The sequence below is a fragment of the Corynebacterium sp. HMSC074A09 genome, from assembly GCF_001811545.1.
Taxonomy (GTDB): Bacteria; Actinomycetota; Actinomycetes; order Mycobacteriales; family Mycobacteriaceae; genus Corynebacterium; species Corynebacterium hiratae.
The window spans coordinates 179,835-194,755 of the sequence record NZ_KV805153.1; the positions used below are offsets into that span (position 1 = coordinate 179,835).

Below are 14,921 nucleotides of genomic sequence, written 5' to 3' on the forward strand. Positions count from 1 at the left end.
CGTATTCACTATTCGTGGATGCCCCACATCCGGCAGGCGCTGGAGGAGAATCTGCCGCGCCTTGAGCAGCAGATCGGCCAAGACTTTCTGCCCCCGGCCGAGGACGTCTTCGCTGCCTTGTCGATGCCCCTCGACGACGTACGTGTCCTCATCGTGGGCCAAGATCCCTATCCCACCCCGGGCCATGCCATGGGCTTGTCCTTTTCTACGCGCCCCGGGGTGCCGGCTCCCCGCTCGTTGCAGAATATCTACGTCGAGCTTCACGATGACCTCGGGATCGACGGTCGCGCGGATGGGGACCTGCGGGCGTGGTTCGACCAGGGCGTGCTGCTGCTGAACAGGGTGCTTACCGTGGCCCCGGGCCAGGCCGGCTCGCACCGGCGGATGGGCTGGGAAGCGATTACGGAGGCCGCCATCAGAGCGTTGGCGGGGCGCGATATCGTGGCCATTTTGTGGGGGCGCGATGCCCAAACCTGCCAGGCCTTCCTGCCGGGTACGGAGTGCATCACCTCCCCGCATCCTTCACCCCTGTCAGCACGACGCGGCTTCTTCGGATCGCGTCCATTTTCCCGGGCGAATGCGGCCTTAGAGGCCCGTGGCGTCTCGGCAGTGGACTGGCGCTTGTAGACTAACCAACATGTCTTATCCCGCCGAGTTGGATGCCCGTGGCCTGCACGAGTGGGCCGCGCGAACCGTTAAGGAGCTACAGTGCCGCCGCGCCGAGATTAACGCCCTCAACGTCTTCCCAGTGCCCGATTCTGACACGGGTTCCAACATGGCGCACACCATGGAATCTGCTCTGGCGGAGGCCGATAAAGGCGAGATGGACGTGGCTGAAGCCCTGGCCATCGGTTCGGTACGCGGAGCTCGCGGCAATTCCGGGATGGTGCTGTCCCAGGTATTGCGCGGGGTGGCTGACGCCACGACGGATTCGCGGGTGGATGGTTCGGTCTTGGCGGATGCCCTCTCGCTGGCCGTCACGCTGGTGGACCGTGCTCTGGCCTCTCCAGTGGAAGGCACCATCATCACCGTGCTGCGTACCTCGGCCGCCGCTGCCAGCAAGGCCGCCGAGCAGTCCGGCGCGCAGCTGCACGGAATCTTGGTCGCGGCGGTCAACGCCGCCCGGCAAGCCCTAGCGGAGACCCCTTCCCAGCTGCCGGCGCTGCGCGAGGCCGGTGTCGTAGACGCCGGCGGAGCCGGCTTCGTCATCTTGTTGGAATGCTTGCTGGCCCAGCTCACCGGTGAAGAGACCGCGCCCCAACCTGTGGCTATAGAACCTGAAGGGGCAGAGCCCACGCCGAGCGAATTGGTGCCGTCTCACGGAGAGAAATGTGCCGCGCCACAGACTGGGGCGGGCGCGGAGATTGAAGTCATCTTCTTCTTCGAGGGAGACCTCGCCCAGATCGAGGAGACACTTAACCCGCTGGGCAATAGCCTCGTCATCGCGCGAGCCACGGAGGATTCGGCGAGCGTGCATATCCATAGCGTTCAAGCCGGTGCGGTCATAGAGCAAGCCTATGGCCTCGGAAAAGTCAGTAACCTGCGCCTCGAGGTGCTTCCCTCCGCCGGAGATACAGCGGCCGGCGAAATGCAGGCCGCCGACCGTGCCGGGCGGCGAATCTTCGCCGCAGTGCCCGAAGGAGCCGCCCGCGAGCTTTTTGAAAAGGCCGGGGCGGATACCGTCAAGCCCGGCGACGGCCCTCGCGCCGCGAAGGCGGGTGATCTCTTCTTGCCCAACGGCTACGGCGGTGCGCCCGGCACAGCCACGCTTATCCCGACTGATTCCCTCGTCTCCGGGCTCGCCGCGCTGTCGGTCTACTCCCCGGGTTCCGCCCGCACCGCCGAGGCAGTGGCCGCCATGGCGGATGCCGCACGCTCGATGCGGGTGGTGCATCCGGATACAGAATGCCTCGACGGGATTGTGGCGTCGTGCCGCAGCCAATTGGCTTACGGCGGGGAGCAGATCACCGTGCTCACCGGACTCGAGATCGATGAGGACGAGCTGGCGCAGCTCCTAGGCGTCGACGTGGTAGTGCTGCGAGTTCCCGGGCTGCGTACCGAGATCGGGGTGGAGTAAGCCATGCTGGGGTGGCAGGATGACCGTGCGCTGACGGAGATTCTGGCAAAGAAGGATGCCTCAGCGATCAAGCGAGCCTTCGGGTACACCACGTGCGGTGAGCTGCTCAGCCACTATCCACGCGACTACATCCGCCACAACAAGGACGTCGGCCTCGGCGGTGCCGAGGACGGTGACCACGTCACCATCACCGGTGTCATTGAGGATGTCCGCGTCAAGCACACCTCCAAAGCCATGGTCTTTATTCTCTACATGGATAGTGGAGTCCAGGCTTCGTTCTTTAACGCGCACTACGTGCAGCGCGTGCTGGGGCGCGGCATGCGCGTCATGCTGTCTGGCAAGCTGAAGTACTTTCGGGGATATCCCAGCCTGCAGCACCCTGACTTCCTCATCCTCGACCCCGGCCGTTATCAGGAATCCTTGCTGGATAGCACGTCCGGGCAGGGGACGGGCTCGCTGAAGAAGCTCTCCCAATTCGGGTCGCTGGAGACCTTCCTGCAGCGCGAGTGGATCCCCGTGTACCCAGCCAGCGGGAAGGTGACGTCGTGGTACATCATGGGTGCTATCCACAAGGTGCTGGAACACACGCCTTCGATTCCGGAGCCACTGGACTACCGCATGATGGTGACGCTGGACCAAGCCGTCCGCGAGATCCACGAACCGGGTGAGCACGGGCCCGAACGCGCCATCCAACGTTTGAAATACAATGAGGCGCTGTCGATTGGGCTGGTTATGGCCCTGCGCCAGCGCGATGTCAAGGCGCGTACGGCAACCCCGATGCCAGCGATTTTGGAGGGCTACCGCGACGAACTGCTCAGCGAGCTGCCCTTTGAACTGACTGCGGGCCAGCGCCGCGTCATCGCGGAGATCGACGCGGACCTGTGTGGCACCGCGCCCATGATGCGTCTGCTGCAGGGCGAGGTGGGCTCGGGCAAGACCCTGGTGGCCACGTGTGCCATGCTGCAGGCGGTCGACGCCGGTAAGCAGGCCGCCCTTCTCGCGCCGACGGAGGTGCTGGCGGCGCAGCATGGGGCGTCGATTAGCGCCAGCGTTCCCGAAGGAGTCACCGTCACCGTGTTGACCGGCTCGATGAAGACGGCGGAGAAGCGGCAGGCGCTGCTGGAGATTGTCTCCGGCGAGGCCGATATCGTCATCGGAACGCATGCCATCATCCAAGACACGGTGGAGTTCTTTGACTTGGGCCTCGTCATCGTGGATGAGCAGCACCGTTTCGGCGTGGAGCAGCGCGATAGCCTGCGCACCAAGACCCGGGAGGGCACGAGTCCCCACCTGCTGGTCATGACGGCGACACCGATCCCGCGCACGATTGCCATGACCGTCTTCGGTGATTTGGCCGTGTCCACTCTCAAGGAGCTGCCTGGCGGGCGAAAGCCCATTTTGTCCGCGGTGGTGCCCGAATGGAAACCGGAATGGGTGCGCCGCGCTATCGAAAGAATCCGCGAAGAGGTAGAAAAGGGGCACCAGGCCTATATCGTCTGCCCGCGGATTGAAGGAGAGGGCGGCGTGGAAACGATGTCCGTACAGCTGCGCAACCTGCCGCTGCGGGGTCTGCGGGTGGAGATGCTCCACGGCAAAATGCCCGATAAGGATGAGGTCATGGAGCGCTTCGCCCGCGGGGAAATCGACGTCCTCGTGGCGACGACCGTCATCGAGGTTGGCGTCGACGTGCCCAACGCCACCGTGATGCTCATCCGCGAATCGGAGAATTTTGGCGTCTCGCAGTTGCACCAGTTGCGTGGGCGCGTGGGGCGCGGTGGTAACGACTCCGTGTGCTTGCTGCACACGACCGCCGAGCCCGACAGTAAGTCCTACCGGCGCATCCAGGCCATCGCGGATACGCCGTCCGGTTTTGATTTGGCGGAGCTAGATCTTCGGCAGCGCCACGAAGGGGACATCCTAGGAACGCTGCAATCTGGCACCAAGCGCACTCTGAAGCTGCTGGATCTCAGCCATGATAGGGACATTGTTGAGCGCACGCATGCTGATGCTGCCGCATTGGTGGAGCGCAATCCCGAGCTAGCGGAGGAGTTGACACACAATTTGAGTGCGGATGAGCAGGAGTTTTTGGAGAAGAACTAGGCCAGTCACCGCGCGCAGTTGTGGGGAGATAGGGTAGAGGCCATGACCAGAATCATTGCTGGGGAGGCCCGGGGGCGCACCATCAAGGTGCCGGAAGCCGGGACTAGACCTACCTCTGACCGTGCCCGCGAGGGCCTTTTCTCATCGTTGAACGTGCGTTGGGGTTTCATCGACTCCCGGGTGCTGGACCTTTTTGCTGGGTCCGGTGCCTTAGGTCTGGAGGCAGCCAGCCGCGGCGCTGAGGAAGTGGTCTTGGTGGAAAACAATCCTGCGGCGGTGAAGATCATCCGCCACAACATTGGGGTGGTGAAGCACCCGCGCGTCGAGGTACGCGAGATGAAGGCCTCGTCCTATCTAGCGACCGCCCCGCGCGGGTATTTCGATATGGTGCTCGCGGATCCTCCCTATGAGTTCGATGATGTGGATGGGCTGTTGGCCGCGATCGAACCGGTGTTGGATGATGCCGCAATCGTCGTCATCGAACGCCATGTGGATTCCCCGCAGACGCAGTGGCCGGAAGGCTTTGAGCCCACCGGCCAGAAGCTCAAGAAGCGGACCTTTGGCATTGCGCGTTTTGATATGGCGATTTATCACCGCGCTGAGGACAGTGACTACAGCGACAACGCGGGTAGCGAAGATACCGCCATGACCGAAATCAAGGAGGATTAGCCATGCCCACCCACGCCGTCTGCCCGGGATCTTTCGACCCCATCACGCTGGGCCACGTTGACGTGTTCAGCCGCGCCAGCGAATTGTTTGACAAGGTCACGGTGCTGGTGACGGGAAACCCCGATAAGCCGTCCGGACTGTTTAGCGTGGAGGAGCGCGTGGATCTCATCCGCCGTACCGTCGCGCCAGAGATCCAGGTGGACTGGTGGGGCGGCCTGCTCGTGGATTACACCAGTGCCCATGGCATAGACACCATTGTCAAAGGCCTGCGCTCCTCCTTGGACTATGAGTATGAGCTGCCGATGGCACAGATGAACCGGCGCCTTTCCGGGATCGATACGGTCTTCTTGCTCACTGATGAAAAGTACGGCTATATCTCCTCCTCCCTGTGTAAGCAGGTGGCACAGTACGGCGGTGATGTCACGGGTATGTTCCCAGAGCACGTTGCGGCCGCCGTGATGGAACGCTACCGAGGCTAAGGAGACATGTCTGTACTGGCAATACCTTTCGTCGTCCTCGTTACCGTCATAGTGGGCTCCTGCCTGCAGCGAGTCTCCGGCATGGGGTTGGGCCTCATTGGCGGGCCCATCTTGACGCTCTTCCTCGGCCCCGTGGAAGGCATCATGGTCATCAACGTTTTGGCCTGCATTAACGCCATCCTCACGACCTATTCGATGCGCGAGAATGTGGCTTGGAATAAGTGGCTGCGCATCGGCCCCTTCATGGTCCTCGGCTCAATCCCGGCGGCGCTGCTGATCGCGCGCATCGATACCTCGGCGTTGTTGGTGCTCGTGGGCGCCGCCTTGTTGATCGCGCTGGGCGTGGTGGTCTTCGGCCGCAAATTCGTCCCAGAGATGCGGGGGACGGGGCCCGCGATCTCCGCGGGTATCTTGGGCGGTTTTACCAATACCCTGGCCGGCGTCGCCGGCCCCGTCATCACCGTGTACGCCCAGGCTGCGCGGTGGCCTAAGTCAATCCTCGCCGCGACCCTGCAACCCTGCTTTGTCATCGGCGGATTGTCCTCTGTTCTGACGAAGTACTTCCTGGGCTCCGGCGGTTTCGAGGGCCTGCATTGGCTGGTGTGGCCTTGCGGAATAGTCGGCATGTGCGTTGGTATCCTCCTGGGCAAGAAGATCGCCGGGCACGTCTCGCGGGAGAAGGCCCACACGCTGTCGCTGGCGTTGGCTAGCCTGGGAGCGATGAGCGCTCTGCTGCGCGGTCTTTCCACGCTGGGCGCTTAAAACACTGCCTGGGTAAAGTGGACCCATGGCGAAGTTCAAGATTGAAGACGCGCTCTCCCTGCGCGCAGGCAAGAATTTTCAGATCGACTCGGTCGATGCCTCCGCAACCCCCGGCTTCGACGGTGACAAGGACGAGCTCGATGCCCGTTTCACCAAGTACGATGACGAGCTCTATGAACTGCAGGAGCGGCTCTTTGCCAACGGTCGCAGCTATGGTGAGGACGCCCCAGCGGTGCTCATTGTGTTGCAGGGAATGGATACCTCGGGCAAGGGCGGTGCTATTCGCCACGTGCTCAGCACCTTCGACCCGCAGGGAACCACCACGGTTGGTTTCGGAAAGCCCACCGAGGAAGAGCTGGAACATGACTTCTTGTGGCGCATCCGCAAGCACGACCCGCAGCCGGGACAGATTGTGGCCTTTGACCGCTCCCACTACGAAGACGTCCTCATTCAGCGCGTGCACGAGTGGGTCGACGAAGAAGAAGTGGACCGCCGCATCGAGGCTATCCGGGATTATGAGCTCGACCTGACAGCGAAGGGTGTCAAGGTCATCAAGATCTTCCTACACCTGTCCAGGGAAGCCCAGAAGGAGAATCTGCTGGAGCGCACGGAGCGGGAAGACAAGTTCTGGAAATACGATCCCGCCGATGTGGAGGAGCGCGCCTATTGGGATAAGTACATGGCGGCCTACCAGGACGCCATCCAGCGCACGGATGAAAACTATGCGCCCTGGTATGTCATTCCTACCGATAACAAGAAATACGCCCGCATGGCGCTGAAGTTCCTCATCGTGGATCTCCTGCGCCATCTTGACCTCGAGTGGCCGGCGCCCGACTTCGACCCGGAGGTGGAGCGCCAGCGCATCGAGGACGCCGACTAAGAACTAGTCGCTCTGTGCCTCATCGACGTCGCTGGCGAGCTCACGGGCGGCGGCGTTGAAACTATCGAGGACGGACAACAGCGCTTCCTGGGCATTGATAATTCCCAGGTTGAGGGCGTGGAAGAGCTGGTCCTCGTTCAGACCCGCCGTGGTGACGAAGCAGGCATCACCACGCAGCTCCACCTCATCCTCAACGAGGCCAACGATCGCGCGCCCATCGAAGGCACTGGAATTGAACTCGTTGCACAAGACGTGGAAGATCGGGAGCATGTCCGCGTCGAGCTGCGTCGGCAGCACGCATTCTATGCGCACGAGGCCATCGTCGACGGTGATAACCCAATCAAGGTCATTGAGGCGGGCAACCGCCGCAGTGGGGTCCTCCGGGTGCGCGGTGGCCGCCATATCTAGTTCCGTACCGTTGAGCACGCTCAGCACGCTGTCCCGGCTGACGGCGGGCAGCGGAGACCCAGACAGGATGTCGAAAGGATCGGTGCCTTCGCTAGCGTTGTGGCTCATTCCTACTCCTCCTCGTCCCAGGTGATCGCCTGCGGAAAACTCTGCGCCACGACGTCGAAAATCTCCGCGAAGCTGGCGAGCGAGCTCAGCAGGAAATGCCCCAGCTGGGCCAAGGACAAACCTTCGCCCACGGCCATGGCGCGGTTGGCACCTAGGTGGATCTCCGCGTTGCCCTTCGCGTCCTCTTCGACGAGGAAGTTCAGGGTGGGCGCCACGCTGGCCCAGTTCAGCTCCGCCACGGCAGCAGCAACGTCTTGTTCGAGGTGCGCGGGAAGCGTGCCTTCCCAGGAAGCGAAGGCGCTCAATACGTCGCCCTCCGCGTCGAGGTCACAGTGCACCGCGATGTGCGGCACACCGGTCTGCAGGACGCGGCGCGCGGGGGCGTTGTCGCCGCCGACACCGAGAGCGTCGCCTTCCTCGGGGGCAGCTTCGATGAGCGCGTAGTCGGCGTCGATAAGCTCGCACAACTGCGCCAGCCGGTCGATGGTGACCGGCTCAACCACGTGGAGATCGGTCACTGCTGCTCACCCTGGGCGCCCTCGGTTCCCTCGCCTGCCTGTGCGGCAGATTCGGAACCGAGCTTGGCCATCTCCTCGGCGGCGGCGACCATGGCGTTCTGGGCGTTGATGACACCATCCACGGAGGCGCGCAGCGCGGCCGCGAGTTGTTCGTCGGTCATGCCGGCCGCGCACGGAATATCGGCCTCGGTGCGCACGAGCAGCATGCCGTCGAAGTCAGCGATGACAGCGCGTGCCCCCATGGCCACGGAGTTGATCTGGTTAGCCGCGAGGAAAAGGCCGGCGTCGGCCTTGGCGTAGTTGACGTCCGTTGGCACATCGCAGCGCACGATGGCGACGCTTTCCAGCACAGCGAACATGCACGGCAGGCCGTTGAGGTTGGCGGTAGCGGCGTCGTCGCGGCCGGTGACCGGCTCGAGTTCGATGTCGAAGGTCTTCATTGCCTCAATGATGCGGTCGAGGGTGACCTCCGGCAGTGCGTGCGGATCCTCGGCGGGGGTAGTCGCAGGATTAGTCATGGTTGTGCTCCTTCCAGGTGACGAGCTGCGGGTACTGCTGTTCAATCCACTCGAAGGACTGCAACACGGCATCCAGGGTGGACATGACGAACGCGCCTAACTGGTTGCGGGAAGCGCCGTGGGTCAGGTCGAGATCGCGCGCACCGGAGACTGCCAAGGCGTTGTCCGGAGCCTCAAAGAAGCGGAACGTCGGCGTGAAGTGATCCTGGTTCCAGGCGTTGATGTGCATGAGGAGCGCGGGGCCCTCGGAGGCGGGCACGGAACCGCGCCACACGGAATCGACGATGAGGGACGAGCCAACCAGCTGGAAGGCGATGGCGGCGTTGGAGAAGCCGGTGCGCAAAAGGTTGACCGTTTGGCCGTCCTGCGTCTTTTGCTCTTCGATGCGGTATTCCAAGCCCTCTGACTTAAAGATCTCCGCAATGCGCTCGAGTGTGACCTCCTCAATCGGAGTATCGGGCTGCAGCTGGCGTTGCTGCGCTTCGTCGTGATTAGTGGTGTCAGTCAATTCTTCTACTCACTTCGCTACATTCTTCTTAATCTTTTCCGGCCCCGACACTACCGGAGCCGTCTTCCTTGGGTGCGGAGGTGGGGGTCTCGACGAGCTTTTCTCCGCCCAGCTCGTGGGCAAGCGCTGGAGCGATCTCGGGATAGCGGAAAGTATGGCCGAGCGCTTCTGCGCGCGTGGGCAGAACTTTTTGGTTAGCCAGTGCAAGCTCACGCGCACCTTCCTTGCCCAGCAGCAGAGCCGGGCCGACGCTGGGAATCGGAATGATGGTGGGGCGGTGAAGCAAGGAGCCAAGGGCATCAACATAATCGCGGTTGAGCACCGGAGTGGGGGAGACCGCGTTGATGACGCCGTGCCAGGCTGGGTCGAGCGCGGCGCGGATGAACATGTCAGAAAGATCATCGTGCGCAATCCAGCTATTCCACATGGTGCCTTTGCCGAAGGCGCCGCCAAGACCTGTGGAAAACAGCCCGCGTAGCAGCGGCAGGATCCCCGCATTGGCTGATTGCACAATACCCGTGCGCAGGTTAACCACGCGCTTTCCAGCCTCGCGCGCCGGCCCGCACGCCGCCTCCCAGTCGGCGACGACGTCGGCGAGAAAACCCTCGCCGCGCTCCGATTCCTCGGTCAATTCCGTATCACCCCTGTCCGGGCCATAGATTCCAATGGCGGAAGCACACACCAGGGCGGTTAGGGACGGGGTCTCAGCAGCTACCTGGGCGAGTAGGCGGGTAGGCTCGACGCGGGAATCCCGAATGGCCTCTTTGTGCGCGGAATTAAAGCGCCCGAAGATAGGTTCGCCGGCCAAGTGGATGAGAACGTCAACGCCCTCCAGCAGGTCCTTCGCTGGCAGCTGGGGGCGCCAGAGGCGCTCGCCAGGCCCGGGGTTGGAGCGCACCAAAGGAATGACGGTGTGGCCCAGGGTGCCCAGTTGTGCAGCCACAGCCGCGCCCACCGTCCCGTGCGTTCCGGTTACCGCTACCGTGCGGGGCTCGGCGTTGAGCGCGCCGAGCCTGTGAGCAAAGCGAAAGTCTTCGAGGAGCTGCTGCTGGCGGTAAGCAAAGATCGATTCCAGGGCTCCGGCAGGAATGCGGGTCTCCACCTTGTCCGTGATGAGCGTGCCCTCCGGGTGATCCTCAAAGAGGTGCTCGTGGCGCCAGTTCGCCAAGGACCGGAAGGGGGCGTTAATGCAGACATCGGCAAAGGATCGGCGTGGTTGGTAGCGGCTCAAATCATGCCGCGCAACCCATTTCAGTCCGCCGGGAAACCCCAAAATGGATGTCCCATCGGCCAAAGACTCGGCCTGTTGCAGGGGAGTCATGAAACCGAAAGGCGCGGTGAGACGGGCGAGCGCTCCCGGGCGGGTGTGCCATTGCCAAACCTCTTCGCGCGGGGCTGGAACAACATGCTGGGTAGTAAAACTCACTGTCTAGGGACCTGCCTCAAAAATTTCGGGGGTGCGAGGGCGTATACAGCACACCTGAAGGGTGCTATGGTTAGTGCTGGCTTTCAAGCATAGACAAGTCCTATTAACCATTGTCCGACATCCTTTAAAGACCGCACCGTGAGGCGGGGAAGGAGGTCACGATGAGTGAAACCGGCACCCACGCGGAGTCCAATGAGCTGCTGAGCTCGAAAGACGTCGCGCGCACTGTCGCACGCATCGCGCACCAGATTATTGAAAAGACGGCGCTTGATTCGAGTGATTCCCCTCGAGTCCTGCTCTTAGGCATTCCCTCTGGTGGCGTGCCTTTGGCACAGCGTCTTGCCGAAAAGATTGAGGAATTCTCCGGGGTGGAGGTTCCTTGGGGCTCCCTTGACATCACGTTGTACCGGGATGATCTTTATGCCCGCCCGCACCGTGCATTGCAGCCTACGACGGTGCCTGATGGCGGCATTAACGGCGCCACCGTGATCCTTGTCGACGACGTCCTGTACTCCGGCCGCACCATCCGCGCCGCGCTGGACGCCCTGGCAGACATCGGCCGCCCCGACATCATCCAGCTTGCTGTCCTCGTGGACCGCGGGCACCGCCAAGTTCCCATCCGTGCCGATTACGTGGGCAAAAACATCCCCACCGCACGCGACGAGGACGTCACCGTATACAACGCCGACATCGATGGCCGGGACGCGGTCGTTCTTACCCGCTTCACTGCACAGCCCGGCAAGGAGGCATAAATGAAGCACCTCATCAATATCGCCGACCACAGCGCCGAGGAAATCCTTGGGCTCATGGATGAGGCCGACCGTTTCCGGGAAGCCCTGGAAGGCCGGGAGGTCAAGAAGCTGCCCACGCTGCGCGGGCGCACTGTTTTCACCTTGTTCTATGAGAATTCCACCCGTACTCGCTCCTCGTTCGAGACGGCCGGTAAGTGGATGTCGGCGGATGTCATCAACCTGTCTGCGTCGACCTCCTCTGTGAAGAAGGGCGAGTCCCTCAAAGACACCGGCCTGACCCTGGCTTCCATCGGTGCCGACGCCATCATCATGCGCCACCCATCTTCGGGCGCGGCGCAGCAGTTGGCCGGCTGGGTGGCACCGGGAGGACAGGGGCCGAGCGTGATTAACGCCGGCGATGGCTCTCACCAGCATCCCACGCAGGCGCTTCTCGACGCCGTCACGATGCGCCAGCGCCTGCGCCTAGGCACGGATCGCTCCGCAGCGGGAACCGGCTTCGAGGGCCTGAAGGTCACCATCGTTGGTGACTGCCTGCACTCCCGTGTCGTGCGCTCCAACGTGGATTTGCTTTCCACGCTGGGCGCTGAAGTCACGCTCGTCGCCCCGCCGACGCTGCTGCCCTTCGGGGTGGAGACCTGGCCCGTGCGGGTCTCCCACGATTTCGACGCCGAGGTGGACAAGGCAGACGTCGTCATGATGCTCCGCGTGCAAGCAGAGCGCATGAACGGCGGTTTCTTCCCATCTCACCGCGAATATGCCACTCTCTACGGGCTGTCCAAGGACCGCGCCGCGGCCATGAAGAAGGATGCCATCATCATGCACCCAGGCCCCATGGTCCGCGGCATGGAGATCAACTATGCCGTGGCCGACTATGACAACACCGCGGTGCTCCAGCAGGTCAACAACGGTGTCCACGTGCGCATGGCGGCCTTGTTTACGCTGCTGACGAACGGCGAGAACGCCGGTATCTAAATCGAGATGTCCCACTTAGCAACGAGGAGAGCTGAAGAATCCATGACTAATTATCCAGACACCGGCGTGCTCTCTGCTCCCGCGGCCGGCACTCTGCTCATCACCAACGTTCGCCCCTATGGCGAGGGCGAACCCACCAGCATCCTGATCAAGGATGGCGTCATCGAGGCCATCGGCACTGCCGCCGATGCCGGGGACGCCAGGGACGCCGGGGACGCCGGGGCCGTGACCCCGGCAGTTGAGGTGGACCGCACTATCGACGGTAGCGGCAACGTGCTGCTGCCGGGGCTGGTGGACATGCACGTTCACCTGCGTGAGCCCGGCCGCGAGGACACCGAGACCATCGAAACCGGTTCGCGGGCTGCCGCCAAGGGTGGCTTTACCGCCGTGTTCACCATGGCCAACACCTCACCGGTGACGGACCAGCCGATCATCGCCGAGTCCGTCTGGGCCAAGGGCCAGGCACGCGGCCTGTGCGATGTTCACCCGGTCGGCTCCATCACGAAGGGCCTCGAGGGCAAGACCCTGACCGAGTTTGGCATGATGGCCCGCTCGGATGCCAAGGTGCGCATGTTCTCTGATGACGGCAAGTGCGTCCAAGACCCGCAGCTCATGCGCCGTGCCTTGGAGTACGCCAAGGGCCTTGACGTCCTGCTGGCCCAGCACGCAGAGGACCACCGCATGACTGACGGCGCTAGCGCCCACGAGGGCGAGGTTGCGGCCCGCCTGGGCCTGCGCGGCTGGCCCCGCGTGGCCGAGGAGTCCATCGTCGCCCGCGACGCACTACTCGCGCGTGACTATGGCAACCGCATGCACATCTGCCACGCTTCGACGAAAGGCACCGTGGAGCTGCTCAAATGGGCCAAGGAACAGGGCATTCCGCTGACCGCCGAGGTGACCCCGCACCACCTGCTGCTGACCGATGACAAGCTGGTGACCTACGACGGCGTCTACCGCGTCAACCCACCGTTGCGCGAGGAATCCGACACCCTGGCCCTGCGCCAGGCCTTGCTCGACGGGCTTATCGACGTCGTGGCGACCGACCACGCCCCGCACGGCAGCGAAGACAAGTGCGTCGAGTTCGAACACGCCAAGCCGGGCATGCTGGGACTGGAATCCTCCCTGGCGGTCATCGCCAAGCTTTTCGTTGCCACCGGTCTGGCCGACTGGCGCTTCGTTGCCCGCGTCATGTCGGAACGCCCGGCCGAGATCACCCGTCTGCCCGGCCATGGCCGCCCGATTGCCGTGGGAGAGCCCGCAAACCTTACCATCGTTGATCCGGAACACCAGTGGGTATCCGATTCCACGCGCCTGGCCTCGAAGTCGGAGAACAACCCCTATGAGGGGGAGGAATTCGGTGCACGCGTGGCCTACACCATCCTGCGGGGCGCGGTGACCTACGACCTAGCGGCTGAAAGCGCCAGCGAGGCGGCCGAGTAATCGGGATAATCGACAATCAGAGTTGCTCAACACTTAAGTAGCCAACGCACACCAACGCACGTCCCCAACACAATCACCCTTCACCGAGAAAATTCACTGAAAGGTTCAACACACAGTGACTTCCACTACTACCACCCCCGCCATCCTGGTCCTCGCTGATGGCCGCACCTTCCGTGGCTTTGGCTTTGGCGCCACGGGTACGACCCTGGGCGAGGCTGTCTTCACCACCGCCATGACGGGCTACCAGGAGACCATGACGGATCCGTCGTACCACCGCCAGATCGTCGTAGCCTCCGCGCCGCAGATTGGTAATACAGGTTGGAATGATGAGGACAATGAGTCCCACGGCGACAAGATTTGGGTCGCCGGTCTGGTCATCCGCGACCTTGCTCGCCGCGTCTCCAACTGGCGCGCCGAGCGCTCACTGCCGGAGGAGATGGAAAAGCAGGGCATCATTGGTATCAGCGGCATCGATACCCGCACCCTGGTGCGCCACCTGCGCAACCATGGCTCCATCAAGGCCGGTATCTTCTCCGGTGCCGATGCTGAGCGGGACGTCGAGGAGCTCATCGCTGAGGTGAAGAATCAGCCCTCCATGGCCGGACTCGACCTGTCGGCAGAGGTCTCGACTGATGAGGTTTATTCCTTCCCGGCCGTAGGGGAGAAGCTCTTCACCGTCGTGGCCTACGACATGGGAGTCAAGACCGCCACACCGAAGAACTTTGCCGAGCGCGGCATCGAAACCATCGTGGTTCCCGCCAACACCCCGTTCGAGGAGATCAAGCAGTACAAGCCGGACGGTGTGTTTGTCTCCAACGGTCCGGGCGACCCGGCTACTGCGGACACCATGGTTGGCATCGTCCGCGACATCCTCGCCGCCAAGTACCCGTTCTTCGGCATCTGCTTCGGCAACCAGATCCTCGGCCGTGCGCTGGGCATGGATACCTACAAGCTGAAGTTCGGCCACCGCGGCATCAACGTGCCGGTGCGCAACCAGCTCACCGGAAAAATCGACATCACCTCTCAGAACCACGGCTTCGCCCTGGCTAGCCCGTCAGGCAAGGAAGACCCGGCCGGTGAGGAATTCGATACCAACTTCGGCCCGGCAGTGGTGTCTCACACCTGCCTCAATGACAACACCATCGAAGGTGTTGCGCTCAAGGATGGCATGGCCTACTCCGTGCAGTACCACCCAGAGTCCGCGGCTGGCCCGCACGATGCTAACCCGCTCTTTGACCAGTTCATTGAGCTCATGACTGAAAAGTCTCCGAACAAGTAGAACACAACCAGGAAAAGGAAGAAGA

16 protein-coding genes are annotated in these 14,921 nt (G+C 62.7%); 11 read left to right on the forward strand and 5 right to left on the reverse strand.

All coding sequences use genetic code 11. From position 1 onward, the window contains the following. The first annotated feature begins 18 nt into the window (after nucleotides 1–18). From HMPREF2807_RS08050 to HMPREF2807_RS08080, 7 genes are read left to right on the forward strand one after another with little or no spacing between them, the layout of a single operon-like run. Nucleotides 19–627 carry a uracil-DNA glycosylase gene (locus HMPREF2807_RS08050; protein WP_185963800.1) on the forward strand — a complete coding sequence of 203 codons (609 nt, stop codon included), beginning with the start codon at nucleotides 19–21 and terminating at the stop codon, nucleotides 625–627. 10 nt (nucleotides 628–637) lie between these two features. Continuing rightward, nucleotides 638–2,077 carry a DAK2 domain-containing protein gene (locus tag HMPREF2807_RS08055; RefSeq protein ID WP_070511696.1) on the forward strand — a complete coding sequence of 480 codons (1,440 nt, stop codon included), beginning with the start codon at nucleotides 638–640 and terminating at the stop codon, nucleotides 2,075–2,077. A 3-nt stretch (nucleotides 2,078–2,080) separates the two neighbouring features. Next, the gene (locus tag HMPREF2807_RS08060; RefSeq protein ID WP_070511698.1) at nucleotides 2,081–4,177 is read left to right on the forward strand and encodes an ATP-dependent DNA helicase RecG; all 2,097 of its coding nucleotides are present in this window, start codon (nucleotides 2,081–2,083) and stop codon (nucleotides 4,175–4,177) included. Nucleotides 4,178–4,219: 42 nt separating this feature from the next. Next, on the forward strand, nucleotides 4,220–4,846 hold the full coding sequence (gene rsmD, locus HMPREF2807_RS08065; protein WP_046649076.1) for a 16S rRNA (guanine(966)-N(2))-methyltransferase RsmD: 627 nt from the start codon (nucleotides 4,220–4,222) through the stop codon (nucleotides 4,844–4,846). A 2-nt stretch (nucleotides 4,847–4,848) separates the two neighbouring features. Continuing rightward, nucleotides 4,849–5,325 carry a pantetheine-phosphate adenylyltransferase gene (gene coaD / locus HMPREF2807_RS08070; protein ID WP_070511700.1) on the forward strand — a complete coding sequence of 159 codons (477 nt, stop codon included), beginning with the start codon at nucleotides 4,849–4,851 and terminating at the stop codon, nucleotides 5,323–5,325. A 6-nt stretch (nucleotides 5,326–5,331) separates the two neighbouring features. Next, entirely contained in the window at nucleotides 5,332–6,087 is a 756-nt protein-coding gene (locus tag HMPREF2807_RS08075) for a sulfite exporter TauE/SafE family protein (protein ID WP_070511702.1), read from the forward strand. A 25-nt stretch (nucleotides 6,088–6,112) separates the two neighbouring features. Beyond that, nucleotides 6,113–6,967 (forward strand): PPK2 family polyphosphate kinase, encoded by an 855-nt coding sequence (locus tag HMPREF2807_RS08080; RefSeq protein ID WP_046649079.1) that lies wholly within the window; start codon nucleotides 6,113–6,115, stop codon nucleotides 6,965–6,967. A gap of 3 nt (nucleotides 6,968–6,970) precedes the next feature. On the opposite strand, the gene HMPREF2807_RS08085 is transcribed toward HMPREF2807_RS08080, so the two are convergent. The 5 genes from HMPREF2807_RS08085 to HMPREF2807_RS08105 are packed head-to-tail and all read right to left on the reverse strand — an operon-like array spanning nucleotide 6,971 to nucleotide 10,453. Next, the gene (locus HMPREF2807_RS08085) at nucleotides 6,971–7,483 is read right to left on the reverse strand and encodes a hypothetical protein (RefSeq protein ID WP_046649080.1); all 513 of its coding nucleotides are present in this window, start codon (nucleotides 7,481–7,483) and stop codon (nucleotides 6,971–6,973) included. Between the two features lie 2 nt (nucleotides 7,484–7,485). Then, entirely contained in the window at nucleotides 7,486–8,001 is a 516-nt protein-coding gene (locus tag HMPREF2807_RS08090) for a hypothetical protein (protein ID WP_070511705.1), read from the reverse strand. After that, entirely contained in the window at nucleotides 7,998–8,519 is a 522-nt protein-coding gene (locus HMPREF2807_RS08095) for a YbjN domain-containing protein (RefSeq protein WP_070511708.1), read from the reverse strand. Before HMPREF2807_RS08095 ends, HMPREF2807_RS08090 begins: the two co-directional genes overlap by 4 nt. Next, nucleotides 8,512–9,027: a YbjN domain-containing protein gene (locus tag HMPREF2807_RS08100; protein WP_046649083.1), complete on the reverse strand. Its 516-nt coding sequence runs from the start codon at nucleotides 9,025–9,027 to the stop codon at nucleotides 8,512–8,514. The genes HMPREF2807_RS08095 and HMPREF2807_RS08100 overlap by 8 nt, the downstream gene beginning before the upstream one ends. Nucleotides 9,028–9,055: 28 nt before the next feature. Further along, entirely contained in the window at nucleotides 9,056–10,453 is a 1,398-nt protein-coding gene (locus tag HMPREF2807_RS08105) for a TIGR01777 family oxidoreductase (RefSeq protein WP_070511711.1), read from the reverse strand. 161 nt (nucleotides 10,454–10,614) lie between these two features. Here HMPREF2807_RS08105 and pyrR point away from each other — a divergent pair, with 161 nt between their 5' ends. The 4 genes from pyrR (at nucleotide 10,615) to carA (ending at nucleotide 14,896) form a co-directional block, all read left to right on the forward strand. Further along, nucleotides 10,615–11,205 (forward strand): bifunctional pyr operon transcriptional regulator/uracil phosphoribosyltransferase PyrR, encoded by a 591-nt coding sequence (pyrR, locus tag HMPREF2807_RS08110; protein WP_010186814.1) that lies wholly within the window; start codon nucleotides 10,615–10,617, stop codon nucleotides 11,203–11,205. Next, a complete protein-coding gene (locus tag HMPREF2807_RS08115; RefSeq protein WP_070511714.1) occupies nucleotides 11,206–12,177 on the forward strand; it encodes an aspartate carbamoyltransferase catalytic subunit in 972 nt (323 codons plus the stop codon). Nucleotides 12,178–12,219: 42 nt separating this feature from the next. Continuing rightward, nucleotides 12,220–13,617 carry a dihydroorotase gene (locus HMPREF2807_RS08120; RefSeq protein WP_070511716.1) on the forward strand — a complete coding sequence of 466 codons (1,398 nt, stop codon included), beginning with the start codon at nucleotides 12,220–12,222 and terminating at the stop codon, nucleotides 13,615–13,617. A gap of 115 nt (nucleotides 13,618–13,732) precedes the next feature. Next, nucleotides 13,733–14,896, forward strand: coding sequence for a glutamine-hydrolyzing carbamoyl-phosphate synthase small subunit (carA, locus tag HMPREF2807_RS08125; protein ID WP_070511719.1), 1,164 nt, complete (start codon nucleotides 13,733–13,735; stop codon nucleotides 14,894–14,896). Nucleotides 14,897–14,921: the final 25 nt, after the last annotated feature.

What these genes read in the sequence shown, in the direction of transcription:
- HMPREF2807_RS08050 (WP_185963800.1), top strand. Translation starts at nt 19, where the DNA reads ATGCCCCACATCCGGCAGGCGCTGGAGGAGAATCTGCCGCGCCTTGAG.
- HMPREF2807_RS08055 (WP_070511696.1), top strand. Translation starts at nt 638, where the DNA reads ATGTCTTATCCCGCCGAGTTGGATGCCCGTGGCCTGCACGAGTGGGCC.
- HMPREF2807_RS08060 (WP_070511698.1), top strand. Translation starts at nt 2,081, where the DNA reads ATGCTGGGGTGGCAGGATGACCGTGCGCTGACGGAGATTCTGGCAAAG.
- rsmD (WP_046649076.1), top strand. Translation starts at nt 4,220, where the DNA reads ATGACCAGAATCATTGCTGGGGAGGCCCGGGGGCGCACCATCAAGGTG.
- coaD (WP_070511700.1), top strand. Translation starts at nt 4,849, where the DNA reads ATGCCCACCCACGCCGTCTGCCCGGGATCTTTCGACCCCATCACGCTG.
- HMPREF2807_RS08075 (WP_070511702.1), top strand. Translation starts at nt 5,332, where the DNA reads ATGTCTGTACTGGCAATACCTTTCGTCGTCCTCGTTACCGTCATAGTG.
- HMPREF2807_RS08080 (WP_046649079.1), top strand. Translation starts at nt 6,113, where the DNA reads ATGGCGAAGTTCAAGATTGAAGACGCGCTCTCCCTGCGCGCAGGCAAG.
- HMPREF2807_RS08085 (WP_046649080.1), bottom strand. Translation starts at nt 7,483, where the DNA reads ATGAGCCACAACGCTAGCGAAGGCACCGATCCTTTCGACATCCTGTCT.
- HMPREF2807_RS08095 (WP_070511708.1), bottom strand. Translation starts at nt 8,519, where the DNA reads ATGACTAATCCTGCGACTACCCCCGCCGAGGATCCGCACGCACTGCCG.
- pyrR (WP_010186814.1), top strand. Translation starts at nt 10,615, where the DNA reads ATGAGTGAAACCGGCACCCACGCGGAGTCCAATGAGCTGCTGAGCTCG.
- HMPREF2807_RS08115 (WP_070511714.1), top strand. Translation starts at nt 11,206, where the DNA reads ATGAAGCACCTCATCAATATCGCCGACCACAGCGCCGAGGAAATCCTT.
- HMPREF2807_RS08120 (WP_070511716.1), top strand. Translation starts at nt 12,220, where the DNA reads ATGACTAATTATCCAGACACCGGCGTGCTCTCTGCTCCCGCGGCCGGC.